This is a genomic window from Acinetobacter sp. SwsAc2, from assembly GCF_013391465.1.
Classification (GTDB): Bacteria; Pseudomonadota; Gammaproteobacteria; order Pseudomonadales; family Moraxellaceae; genus Acinetobacter; species Acinetobacter johnsonii.
The window spans coordinates 45,220-57,047 of record NZ_JACBEZ010000001.1 but is presented as its reverse complement, the minus strand read 5'-3'; the positions used below and the strand labels follow the sequence as shown (position 1 = coordinate 57,047).

Annotated in this window: 12 protein-coding genes; 6 read left to right on the top strand and 6 right to left on the bottom strand. The window is 43.8% G+C overall.

Going from position 1 to position 11,828, the window contains the following annotated elements:
- Positions 1-18: 18 nt before the first annotated feature.
- Together HYI04_RS00270 and HYI04_RS00265 are read left to right on the top strand one after the other, a co-directional pair.
- Positions 19-1,176, top strand: coding sequence for a methionine aminotransferase (locus tag HYI04_RS00270; RefSeq protein WP_178895737.1), 1,158 nt, complete (start codon positions 19-21; stop codon positions 1,174-1,176).
- A gap of 124 nt (positions 1,177-1,300) precedes the next feature.
- Complete coding sequence (locus tag HYI04_RS00265) at positions 1,301-2,668, top strand: MATE family efflux transporter (RefSeq protein ID WP_178895736.1); 1,368 nt, start codon at positions 1,301-1,303, stop codon at positions 2,666-2,668.
- 98 nt (positions 2,669-2,766) lie between these two features.
- Here the strand turns inward: HYI04_RS00265 and HYI04_RS00260 are convergent, their stop codons facing one another.
- Positions 2,767-3,606: an SDR family oxidoreductase gene (locus HYI04_RS00260; protein WP_178895735.1), complete on the bottom strand. Its 840-nt coding sequence runs from the start codon at positions 3,604-3,606 to the stop codon at positions 2,767-2,769.
- Positions 3,607-3,809: 203 nt separating this feature from the next.
- On the opposite strand from HYI04_RS00260, the gene HYI04_RS00255 reads away from it, so the two are divergent.
- From HYI04_RS00255 to phoR, 3 genes are all read left to right on the top strand, one after another.
- Positions 3,810-4,508: a TetR/AcrR family transcriptional regulator gene (locus tag HYI04_RS00255; RefSeq protein WP_004691792.1), complete on the top strand. Its 699-nt coding sequence runs from the start codon at positions 3,810-3,812 to the stop codon at positions 4,506-4,508.
- A gap of 214 nt (positions 4,509-4,722) precedes the next feature.
- Positions 4,723-5,433, top strand: coding sequence for a phosphate regulon transcriptional regulator PhoB (gene phoB, locus HYI04_RS00250; RefSeq protein ID WP_004691794.1), 711 nt, complete (start codon positions 4,723-4,725; stop codon positions 5,431-5,433).
- Between the two features lie 9 nt (positions 5,434-5,442).
- Positions 5,443-6,801 (top strand): phosphate regulon sensor histidine kinase PhoR, encoded by a 1,359-nt coding sequence (gene phoR, locus HYI04_RS00245; RefSeq protein WP_178895734.1) that lies wholly within the window; start codon positions 5,443-5,445, stop codon positions 6,799-6,801.
- Positions 6,802-6,899: 98 nt separating this feature from the next.
- Here phoR and asd read toward each other — a convergent pair whose 3' ends face one another.
- The 3 genes from asd to pncB all read right to left on the bottom strand — a co-directional run bounded on the left by asd (position 6,900) and on the right by pncB (position 9,970).
- The gene (gene asd, locus HYI04_RS00240) at positions 6,900-7,751 is read right to left on the bottom strand and encodes an archaetidylserine decarboxylase (protein ID WP_062031857.1); all 852 of its coding nucleotides are present in this window, start codon (positions 7,749-7,751) and stop codon (positions 6,900-6,902) included.
- Positions 7,748-8,596, bottom strand: coding sequence for a sulfurtransferase (locus HYI04_RS00235; RefSeq protein WP_004691799.1), 849 nt, complete (start codon positions 8,594-8,596; stop codon positions 7,748-7,750). Before HYI04_RS00235 ends, asd begins: the two co-directional genes overlap by 4 nt.
- Before the next feature lie 162 nt (positions 8,597-8,758).
- Positions 8,759-9,970, bottom strand: coding sequence for a nicotinate phosphoribosyltransferase (gene pncB / locus HYI04_RS00230; protein ID WP_178895733.1), 1,212 nt, complete (start codon positions 9,968-9,970; stop codon positions 8,759-8,761).
- 301 nt (positions 9,971-10,271) lie between these two features.
- Here pncB and dtd point away from each other — a divergent pair, with 301 nt between their 5' ends.
- On the top strand, positions 10,272-10,712 hold the full coding sequence (gene dtd / locus HYI04_RS00225) for a D-aminoacyl-tRNA deacylase (RefSeq protein ID WP_178895732.1): 441 nt from the start codon (positions 10,272-10,274) through the stop codon (positions 10,710-10,712).
- Between the two features lie 105 nt (positions 10,713-10,817).
- On the opposite strand, the gene HYI04_RS00220 is transcribed toward dtd, so the two are convergent.
- The gene (locus tag HYI04_RS00220; RefSeq protein ID WP_004691804.1) at positions 10,818-11,297 is read right to left on the bottom strand and encodes an SCP2 sterol-binding domain-containing protein; all 480 of its coding nucleotides are present in this window, start codon (positions 11,295-11,297) and stop codon (positions 10,818-10,820) included.
- A 150-nt stretch (positions 11,298-11,447) separates the two neighbouring features.
- Positions 11,448-11,783 (bottom strand): ciprofloxacin tolerance protein AciT, encoded by a 336-nt coding sequence (aciT, locus tag HYI04_RS00215; protein WP_004691806.1) that lies wholly within the window; start codon positions 11,781-11,783, stop codon positions 11,448-11,450.
- Positions 11,784-11,828 lie beyond the last annotated feature (45 nt).

Genomic DNA, 11,828 nt, shown 5'->3' with positions numbered 1-11,828 from the left:
AGACACTTTTAAGCATTCATGATTCAGTTGCCTTCATCTAAACTGCCTGCACAAGGCGTCACTATTTTCAGCACCATGACTGCCATGGCACAGCGCTTAAATGCCCTAAATCTATCCCAAGGTTTTCCAGACTTCGAAGCTCCTGCTGAACTGCTGGATGCTTTAGCACAGGCAACTCAAAGTGGTTTCAATCAGTATGCTCCAGGCGATGGAGTCTGGTTATTACGCGAGCAACTGGCGCAGCAATTTGCACAACGCGATCAGATTCAGCTCGACCCGATGACTGAAATTACCATCACTCCGGGCGCAACCATTGGCCTTTTTGCCACCATTCAAGCCGTAGTCCATGCGGATGATGAAGTCATCATTTTTGACCCCAGTTATGACAGCTATGCGCCAAGTGTGGCTTTGGTCGGGGGTAAAGCCATTCATATTGCGCTCCACCCCCCACATTTTTCGGTCGATTGGGAGCAGGTCAAATCAGCCATCACGGCCAAAACCAAACTGATCATTATCAACACACCACATAACCCGAGTGGTGCCATTTGGAGCAAGCAAGATTGGTTGACGCTGATTGAACTGATTCGCGACAGCAATATTTTAGTCCTGTCTGATGAAGTCTATGAACATCTGGTATTTGATGGTCAACGTCACTATTCGGCTTTGTCTTTTCCTGAACTGCGTGAACGCAGTGTGGTGGTGGGTTCCTTTGGCAAAACCTTTCATGTGACCGGTTGGAAAACCGGATACTGCGTTGCTACACCTACGCTGATGCAACTGTTCCGCCAGGTCTATCAGTTTGCCAACTTCTGCGGAGTGACCCCTGTACAACTGGCTTTGGCCAATTATATGCAGCAACATCCTGAGCATATTCAAAACTTAGCGGGCTTTTATCAAGCAAAACGCGATCGTTTTATTGAGGGTTTAACTGGTTCACGCTTTCAATGGCTGCCTTCGCAAGGCACTTACTTTCAAAATGTCGACTACAGCCGCATTCGTCCCGATTTAAACGATGTTGAATTTTGCCGCTTTCTGGCAGAGCAGCATGGCATTGTTGGCATTCCTGTTTCGGTGTTTTATCAGCAGGCGCCAGAGGCTTTGCGCATGATTCGTTTTTGCTTTGCTAAGACCGATCAAACCTTGGCTCAGGCAGCAGAAATTTTGCAAAGCGTTTAAATCTTTTTCAGCTTTGCTTTTGCACAAGAATAGGCTTCGCTTACTGAAATACATCGGCTTTTCAGCACCGAACTATGCTAGGGTAAGCCTTAGAAATGTAATAAAAAGAACCTCAGGATGACTTATGTCAGCACACACCCCATTGGTGCAACAGCAAAAGCTATGGAAAGCCTTTTTTATTTTCCTGATGCCTTTGATTGCCACCAATATTCTGCAAAATCTGTCGGGTACGATTAATACCATCTTTGTCGGACAGATGATGGGTGTGCAGGCGATTGCAGCGGTTGCAGTGTTCTTCCCCATCCTGTTTTGCTTAATGGCCTTCGTAATTGGACTATCCGCGGGATCGACCGTCTTGGTTGGTCAAGCATGGGGCGCACAGAATATTGAAAAAGTCCGTGCGGTGGTCGGCTCCACTATTTTTATGACTCTCATTGGTGGCAGCTTTATTGCATTTTTAGGGGTAATTTTTGCGCGACCAATTTTATCGGCTTTGGGTATCGATGAAGACGTCATGCATCTCTCGTTACCTTATGTGCAATGGATGTTGGCAGGTAGTCCCCTACTGTTTGTATATATTATTTATACCTCAATTTTACGCGGTGTCGGAGACAGTACGACACCTCTAATTGCTTCTGGCATGACCATCTTGATTGGGCTTTGTGTCACGCCAGTTCTGATTGCGGGTTATTTCGGCTTTCCAAAACTGGGGATTGTTGCGCCTGCTATTGCGACCATTTTAGGCTTTGTTTCCGTGCTGACCTTTTTGTATTTCTATTTGAACTATAAACAGCACCCACTCCGACTTGATGCACAACTGCTACGTCATATTCGCTTTGACCGCCAGCTGAGTAAAATCATTCTCCGCTTAGGAGTTCCAACAGGCATTCAAATGATCACCACCTCCGTCGCAGGCCTTGTGATTGTAGGTCTAGTCAACCGCCATGGGGCCGATGCGACCGCAGCTTATGGCGCGGTCAATCAGGTCCTGAATTATATTCAATTCCCTGCTCTATCGATTGCCATTGCTGCATCGATTTTTGGTGCACAAGCCATTGGCGCTGGCAAGTCTGAGCTGTTGGCCAAAGTCACACGTACCGCGCTCGGCATGAACATCATCATTACAGGTTCCTTGGTGGTCTTGGCTTATCTTTTCTCCAAATACCTCATGGCACTCTTTATCACGGACCATGCGGTGGTTGAGCTGGGGCAGCAGCTGTTATTTATTGTGCTGTGGTCCATTTTATTCTTTGGTGCCAGTGCCATTTTTGCCTCCATTATGCGGGCCAGTGGTACAGTCACCATGCCCATGATCATCAATATCGTTGCGATTATTGCGATTGAAGTGCCCTGTGCCTACTTATTTAGTGAATGGTGGGGACTGCAAGGGATTTGGTATGCTTATGCACTAGCCTTTGTCAGCTTATGCATCATGCAAGGGCTTTATTATCAATATGTTTGGAAGAAAAAGACCATTGAAACGCTCATTTAAAGCTAAGCGAGTACTTGATAGAACACATTTTTGATCATGACGATCTTTAAAATAAAGCATAAAAAACCCGCCAAAGCGGGTTTTTTTACATCACGACATTAAGACTTTCTTTGGCTTAATTTGGTCGCAAAAGCCGTCACTTTTTGGTAGCCCGTTGGTAAGATGCGCTGAATCAAATCTAGCGTTTTCGCATCATTGCCAATCAATAAACGACGCTTATCTTTTTGTACCGCCTCTAAAATTTGACGCGCTGCTTCTTCAGGTGGACAGCGTAATAATTTATTAAAGGTCTGTGCAGACTTCTCAGGGTTCATCCCGATACTACGCAAGCTATCGTTCACTTTGGCTGCATTGGCAATATTGGTTCGAATCCCACCCGGATGCACGCACAATGCGCTCACGCCACAGTTTTCCATATCTAACTCTTGGCGTAATGACTCGGTAAAGCCACGCACTGCAAACTTAGTGGCATTGTAAGCAGACTGAGTCGGTTGAGCCGTTAGACCAAATAAGCTGGAAATATTGATGATATGCCCATCGCCTATTTTTTTAATATAAGGCAAAAACTCTTTGGTGCCATAGACCACACCCCAGAAATTAATCCCCACGATCCATTCCAGCTCTTCATAGGATGCACCTTCTACGGTTGAACCCAAAGCAACGCCGGCATTATTAAAAATCATATTCACAGAACCATGATTTTGTACGGTTTCTTCAGCCCACGCTTGCATCGCTAAACGGTCTGAGACGTCTAATTTTTTCGTGGTGACGCGTACATTGCTGCCTTGCAGCAGTTCAACCGTTTTCGCCAACCCTTGTTCATTGACATCACTCAATGACACATGACAGCCCGCCTTGGCCAATAAAAGTGCCAATTGTTGGCCAATACCCGATCCTGCACCTGTAATTGCCGCAACTTTATTTTTAAAATTCTTCATGAGATTGTGGTTGTCCTTTATCTTTGTACATCGACTGTAGATGCTTTTTTTATAATTGACAATATCAATTGTCATAAATTTAATAGCCAAAAGTGTCAAGTCCATGAAAACCAGCTAGAGATTAAAGCCTACGCATAGGTAGAGTCATGGTTTATTGCTAAACTATGCAAAACCTTGGCTTTCAAATAGGGCGATGAAATCTGATGACGGCATCTGAACCAGTACAAAAAAACAGCGATAACAATAAAACCAAAGAAAGACAATTCAAGGGCTTATCGCTTTCTGAACGTAAACAGCTGCGTCGTGAAAAACTCATTGAAGCAGGAATTGAAGCCTACGGTACTCACGGCTTTTTTGCCGTGACGGTGAAAGATATTTGTAATGAAGCCAAACTTACTGAACGTTATTTTTATGAGTCGTTTAAAAAAAGTGAGCAGCTGTTTCAAACCATTTTTTTAAAGCTGATCGATGAGTTACAGCACAATGTCATGCAAGCCATCATGCAAGCCTCTTCAGATCCATACAAAATGATTGATGCAGGACTGCGTGCCCTGCTCACTACCTTAAAAGACAATCCTCGCATGGCGCGTATTATTTATATCGATGCGATGTTGGTCCAAGAATTACATAACCAAGCCACCATTCATGAAACCATGACCCGTTTTGACCGGATGATTCAAGCCTTTGTCATGCTGATGATGCCGCAAATTAACCGGTCCGAACGAGAAATTTCGCTGGTCGCCACAGGCCTCAATGGCTATGTTACGCAAATTGCGATCCGTTGGGTGGTCAGTGGGTTTAAACAATCCTTTGAAGAAGTTTTAACCTCCAGCCGTATTGTGTTTATTTCACTTCTAGAAACTTTTTCAGACCCGAATACACGGGCAAAATTGGATGTCTAAGACTTTTCATTTGGATGCAGTCGGCATTTCCGAATGCAATTTAGATTAAACTTCCATTAATTTTGAATCCCAATATGACGATTTTTTGTCACATTTTTTTGCAAATTTCATCAATCGTCTGTTTTTTGCAATGATACTGTCATAATTAATCTTTGTAATAAGCCTGTCATAAAATTAAAACGGCCTGCCGTTACCTACAATAGGATATTGCGTTGTGAAAGATGACTACATTTTAATCGTCGATGATGAACTTCCCATTCGAGAAATGATTCACACCTCGTTGGATATGGCAGGCTTTCAATGCTTACAAGCCGAAGACGCAAAACAAGCCCACCAAATGATTGTGGATCAGCGTCCTGCTTTGATCTTACTCGACTGGATGATGCCTGGTGGTGTCAGTGGTGTAGATTTATGTCGTCGTCTCAAGCGCGATGAAAATCTCTCTGAAATTCCAGTGATTATGCTCACGGCACGTGGCGAAGAAGACCATAAAGTGCAAGGTCTAGATGCTGGTGCAGATGACTACATGACTAAACCGTTTTCGACCCGCGAATTGGTTTCACGTATTAAAGCGGTTTTACGCCGCGCTAACGCGCTCAGTGGTGAAAAATCGATTGATGCCAATGGCTTAATCTTAGACCCTGTCAGCCAACGGGTCAGCTTTGGCAATAATTTCCTCGACATGGGGCCAACCGAGTATCGTTTATTGGCCTTCTTCATGACTCATCCTGAGCGTGCCTACACCCGTGCACAACTTCTTGACCAAGTCTGGGGCGGAAACGTGTATATTGAAGACCGTACCATCGACGTGCATATTCGCCGCTTACGTAAAGTGCTTGAGCCTTATGCGGCAGATCGCTTTGTGCAAACAGTTCGGGGTACAGGCTATCGATTCTCTACACGTGCGGATATCGCCCTAGGTTAATTTTGTTTTATGTATGAACCCTACCCGGTCCCTGAACTCGCACGCGAGCATAAAAAAACGCGATACAGCAGTTTATGGGGCTTTGCCAAACAGGACTTACGTCTCCTTGCCTTTTTCTTGCTGATTGCAAGCTTGATTGGCTTTGGCGTCGGTTATTTTTGGACGTGTATTTCCATTGCTTTTGCCGTTTTTTTTATTCTGCAAATGCGCTCTTTGTATTTAGTCAATGACTGGATTTCCAATCGTCCCTACGAAGTTCCACCCAACCTTGGGGGCATTTGGGGGGCATTATTGTTCAATGTCTATCGTGCACAGCGCCAAGAACGTATTGTACAAGCGGAAATGGTCGGGTTGATTGATCGGGCGCAGTCATCCTTGGTCGCTTTGCAAGAAGCAGTGGTGCTGATCGATGACATGCAACAAATTGAATGGTGGAACCCTGCTGCAGAACGGTTATTAGGCATCGAACAAAATGACCGTGGCCGTAATATTTTGACTTTATTACGCCAACCGAGTTTTGTGGATTATTACAATAATATTGATGCTGCACCAGATGGCTTAAAAATGAAGTCATCCAGTTTTGATGAACATTATGTTCAAGTCAAAATGACTCGATTTGGTGGTGAAAGTCGCTTACTGGTCGCCTATGACGTGACCCGCATGCACAATCTCGAACAAATGCGTAAAGACTTTGTCGATAACATTTCACATGAACTACGCACACCACTCACAGTACTCAGTGGTTATATTGAGACCTTTACCGACCAAGAAGACCTCAACCCACGTTGGAAGCGGGCATTTGACCAAATGCAGGCACAAGCCAAACGCATGAATGCCTTGGTGAATGATTTGTTGTTACTGTCACGCCTAGAAAATGACAAGCAAATTGCTAAAAATCAAATCATTGACATGCCTAGCTTAATGAACCAACTTTATGACGATGCACATGCCTATAATATTGATTATGGGCATACGCTCAATCTCGATATCGACAGTCACTGTGACTTAATCGGTTCAGATATGGAGTTGGCCAGCGCTTTTAGTAATCTGATTACCAATGCCATCAAATACACGCCGAAAGGCGGAACGGTGACCATGGGTTGGCATGACAATGGTGAACAGGCTTATTTTACTGTGGAAGATACTGGTATCGGCATTGATCCTAAGCACCTACCCCGTTTAACCGAACGCTTCTACCGTGTTGACAGCGCGCGCAGTCGACAAACGGGTGGCACAGGCTTAGGACTCGCAATTGTGAAACACGTGTTAATGCAACACCAAGCACATTTAGAAATTGAATCCAAAGAAAATCAAGGCTCTATTTTTAAAGTGATTTTCCCCAAAGAACGCACCTATAATCCTGAATAAGGCTCTTTCTTCAAAAGCATGAAAAAAGCACCGATATCGGTGCTTTTTTTGTCTCTCACCGTCCGTTTAACAAGGACGGTGACCGAGAGCTGAAACGATTAAACTGTATGTCCCATCGCTTCACCCATCACCACAGTCGAGTTGGCTTTAAAGGCTGCATCCCACGTCATTTTGTCTTTTTCAAACAGTACCACAGCGGTTGAGCCTAGGTAGAAACGACCGAGTTCAGCACCCTTGTCCAAGAACAGGTTATGCTGATTTAATTCTAAACGGCCAGTCGGTTTCACTTTTCCTGTTGCAACAGTTTCAATCCCCGCCACAATCATGGCGCCAACGAGAACTACGGCCATACGGCCGATTTCTGTATCAAATAAACAGACCATACGTTCATTGCGGGCAAACAAGCCCGGAATGTTTTCAGCAGTGGTTTGATTGACCGAGAACAATTCACCCGGCACATATAAGGTTTCCGTCAATGTGCCTGCAAATGGCATATGCACACGGTGATAATCTTTAGGCGATAAATACACCGTTGCAAACTGACCATTTTTAAACGGTTCAGCCAACTGCGGATCTGCAATTAAATTATCAACGGTGAATTTTTGTCCTTTGGCTTGGAAAATATCACCTTCCACAATGGGACCCAACTGTGAAATCGCACCATCGGCAGGCGATACAATACTGGTCGCATCGGTATCAATATCACGTACACCCTCTTTTAATGCACGGGTAAAGAATTCATTAAAGGACTTAAACTTCAGTGCATTGCTCTGCTCAGCAATCGACATATCAATGCCGTACTGCGCTTTAAACGCAGTGATGACCGCATTTTTCACAATTGGATTTTCGCTGGCTGCGACTCTGCCCACGACACGTGATAACTGATGTTGGGGTACAACACGTTGAGCTTGAATGAAAATTTGTTTTTTTAAGCGTGATGTGAGGCTCAAGACGGCATCTCTCCGGTAATGATAGGACTGTCGAGGCGGTTGCCCCATTCACTCCACGCACCGTCATACGCCTGAATATTCCAACCTAATAAACGACCTAAAATATAAGCCAGTCCTGAACGGTGATGTGACTGACAGTACACCACCACAGGTTCATTTAAGTTAAAACCCAATTGTTCTAAGCGTTGCTGCGTGCGTTCTAAAGGGTGCAATCTTAAATGATTTTCACGGTTAAGGGCAGTACTCCATTCAAAATGTAGTGCATTTGGAATGTGACCGCCGCGTCGCGCTGCAAGACGCAGGCCGGTATATTCGTCTTCTGTGCGGCAGTCCCAGAGTTGGACTTGGCTGCTTTGAACTTTCTCTAATAACTCAGCATATTCAATTCGATACTGCTGTATTTTGGCTTGATCGACCTGTACCAAGGCGCTGACAGGTTCAAACTGTTCCACTTCAGAAGTGGTTGGAAGTCCTGCTGCAAGCCATGCATGAATTCCACCATTCAGCAGACTGGTATTTTCAAAACCTAAGCAGTGTAAATTCCAAATCAAACGCCCTGCCCAAGCGCCACCTTCATCATCGTAAACCACCACATGATGTTCGGGTGAAATATTCAAATAACGAATCAGTTCCTGTAAACCTTCTACATCAGGAAGTAGACCGGTGGCTTGTTCGTCTTGGCGCACCAAAAATTTCGGCTTTAAATGCAAAGCATGTGGAATATGTAACTGGTCATAGACTGAAGCACGACTTAAATCGACGATGCGTAATTTGTCATTCCCTAAATGCGGAACCAACTGCTCTGCGTCTATCAACAAGCCAAAATCAAAGGCAGAATGTGTCATATTATTTCGTATATTTTCAGATCATGCTTTGATCTTAGCACAACTCATTTTTACAATTATTCTGATTTTTTGCATTCTTTTAGCAGAATTAGAGATATCACTATTCACCAGTTTTTTAATGCGCAATGCCAGAACGGATTCTGGCATGGTATATATTCTGGATTAATTGACTTCTGCTTCAGCAATCTCAAAAACCTGACGTAAATACGCCAAAAAAGTATCGTTATCCGTCATGGTTTTACCCGGACTGTCTGAGATTTTCGCAACCGACTGGCCATTACACTCAACCAGTTTAAGCACAATATTTAATGGCGTTTGTCCCATATCATTGGTCAAATTGGTACCAATTCCGAAACTGACTTGGAAACGGTCTTTGAAATAGTTGTGCAGATCCCATGCTTTCTCTAAATTGAGTCCATCACTAAACGTTAGCATTTTGGTTTTACTGTCAATTTTCAACTTTTTATAGTGGGCATAGGCCTTATCGCCCCATTCATACGGGTCACCACTGTCATGGCGCAAGCCATCGAACAATTTGGCAAAGTACAAGTCAAAATCACGCAGGAATGCATCCATCCCCACCACATCCGTCAAAGCAATACCTAAATCACCACGGTACTCTTGTACCCAGGTTTCCAGTGCTGATTTTTGGAAATTACGTAAACGTACATCCAACGCTTGGAATGCTTGTAGGAATTCATGTGCCATGGTCCCAATCGGGGTCAGACCCAATTGCTTTGCAATTAAGACATTGCTGGTGCCACGGAAAATATGCGGTGCAGCTTGATTAAACACTTCAATCACATGTTTTTGCCACGCCAAACTATAGCGACGCCGTGTACCAAAATCAGAAACTAAAAATGGGGGATCATTTGGCGTTTGCGATGTTTCATAGTGTTTTAATAAGGCCACTTTAGCCTGTAGTCGACGTTCACCTTCAGCCATCACCTCATCAGTTCGAATACGGCTGAAATACAACTCGTTGACGATGGCAAGCACAAAGATTTCAAACATCATGGCTTGAACCATCGGCCCTTCAATTCGAATGTCTAAACGGCCTTGGTGATCGATACTGGCCACAATAAAACGGCGTTTGAGCTGAAACAACTCTAAATAATCGACAAAATCACTTTTGATAAAGCGCAAACCACGCAGGTATTGCAGCTCATCGTCTTGAAAACGTAATTGGCAGAGCAAATCTAATTGGTGATTTAAATCATCGAGAATGTCGACCAAAGGATAGACGGTGTCATCCAAATTGCGACAACGGAACTGGTACACACTATGCGCTTGGGGAAACTTATGCAGGACCACCTGTAGCATCGTAAATTTGTACAGATCAGTATCTAATAAGGATTGGATGATGGCAGACATATCATTTTCGGTTTTTAGCAACTTATTGCATTAAAGCACATTTTTTTAAGCTGCATAGCCATGTTTTGGTAATTCGGTCTTGCTATTCGACCAATTACTCGGGACATTTCTTATTTCTCTTGATTCAGAATACAAATGTTGATGTCTTTACTGACATCGCTCTTGGCCTATGCTCTTTTCCTGAAACATTGCTATGGATATCAACGCAATTGCCTTGTTTTTTCAATCGATGTTTCTCCTGTGCTGCACTAGCTTTGCTACAATTTCAGTCTGCACAATCAAATGGTAGATAGAATCAGTCATGCGGGCCTTATTACAACGCGTTCTCGAAGCCAAAGTGGTGGTCGATGGTGAAACCACAGGTGAAATTCAACACGGTATCTTGGTTTTCTTAGGTCTTGGGAAAGAAGACACTTTAGACAAAGGCAAAAAAATGATCGATAAAATTTTAAAGTATCGTTTTTTTGACGACGAACAAGGCAAAATGGGCTGGAATGTCAGCCAAGCCGGTGGTGGGATTCTTCTGGTTTCGCAGTTCACCTTGATGGCACAAACCCAAAAGGGCTTACGCCCTGACTTTGGACCAGCCATGCCACCAAATGATGCCGAGGCTTTATACGAACAACTGGTTGACTATGCCAAGACCCAGTTTGAGCATGTGCAAACAGGTATTTTTGCTGCCGACATGAAAGTACATTTGGTCAATGATGGACCCGTGACTTTCAATTTAGAAGTCGAATAAAAACACCATACATAAAAAAGCCCTCGATAGAGGGCTTTTTCGATTTCATCACTCTCAATCTGCCTTTTATAAAGGAGACGGCATCGAGACGTTTAAAAAATCTTTTTACTTACCGGTTTTTTCTTTCAAAAATGCGCGAGCAGCTTTAATTTTTGCTTTCACAGGCTTTGGTAGCTTGGGTGGAACCAATTTTGCAACTTGGTTGAACCAAACCAAGAGACCAAAATCACCTTCCATTTTAATGCTGCCGTTTTGCATGCCCGTCATAAATGCGGTTGGGTCACCTTTGATTAAAGTTTTCACACCCTGCTCACTGTCCGCAAACTGTAAAATAAAATCGGCTTTTTCAGCATCACCTGAAACGGTATCAATCTGACCATTGTTCACAATAATTTGGCGTGCCATACCCAGATCCGTACCAATTTGAATACGGAACTGACGTTCATGAACTAATTCAATAAATTTTGGACTGGTACGCGCCAGCTGTTTCATACGAAGTGCCAAACCTGTAACCATTAAATCCAGCGGATCCGTGCTGACATCAACCAATGGAAGTTTAACCACAGGAATTGAAGATAGTTTCATGACATGAAAGCCTATTGTAATTGTTGATAAATTGACTGTTTTCAATGCTACCACAAGTTGCCATTTTTACCGCTAGGCTTTGTATAACAATCATGTAAGAACGTAAAAAAGATGCTCTAGGCATCTTCTTTTACGGTATGAGGTTATGACTTAGCGGCTAGAACACTGCTGTTGGTCATCTTCATATACAGGTGTATGTTCAATACAACGGCGCTGCGCCAGTGCACGTTCTGCGCGACGATCTTCACGTAGAAGCAACATCGTCACAATAAGCATCGCTGAAGTTAAAGCAGTTAAGTAGCTATAAGTGATCGGCATTTCAAACACTGCTTGCACACCTAGGCGAATGACTTCCAATATTCCCCAAAACACCATACCCGCCACCATAAAACTCAACCAGCGACGATAAGGCGAAAAGAAAACAGCAATCAACGCAGCGGCGACTAAACTTAAGCCAACGATGGTTGCTAAATTCGCTGTTACCATAAAAACCTCCGTCTAAGATAAATTCAGGCAACTGGTACACTGTGC

Coding starts and splice junctions, on each gene's coding strand:
- HYI04_RS00270 (WP_178895737.1), top strand. CDS start 19: ATGATTCAGTTGCCTTCATCTAAACTGCCTGCACAAGGCGTCACTATT.
- HYI04_RS00265 (WP_178895736.1), top strand. CDS start 1,301: ATGTCAGCACACACCCCATTGGTGCAACAGCAAAAGCTATGGAAAGCC.
- HYI04_RS00260 (WP_178895735.1), bottom strand. CDS start 3,606: ATGAAGAATTTTAAAAATAAAGTTGCGGCAATTACAGGTGCAGGATCG.
- HYI04_RS00255 (WP_004691792.1), top strand. CDS start 3,810: ATGACGGCATCTGAACCAGTACAAAAAAACAGCGATAACAATAAAACC.
- phoR (WP_178895734.1), top strand. CDS start 5,443: ATGTATGAACCCTACCCGGTCCCTGAACTCGCACGCGAGCATAAAAAA.
- HYI04_RS00235 (WP_004691799.1), bottom strand. CDS start 8,596: ATGACACATTCTGCCTTTGATTTTGGCTTGTTGATAGACGCAGAGCAG.
- pncB (WP_178895733.1), bottom strand. CDS start 9,970: ATGTCTGCCATCATCCAATCCTTATTAGATACTGATCTGTACAAATTT.
- dtd (WP_178895732.1), top strand. CDS start 10,272: ATGCGGGCCTTATTACAACGCGTTCTCGAAGCCAAAGTGGTGGTCGAT.
- HYI04_RS00220 (WP_004691804.1), bottom strand. CDS start 11,297: ATGAAACTATCTTCAATTCCTGTGGTTAAACTTCCATTGGTTGATGTC.
- aciT (WP_004691806.1), bottom strand. CDS start 11,783: ATGGTAACAGCGAATTTAGCAACCATCGTTGGCTTAAGTTTAGTCGCC.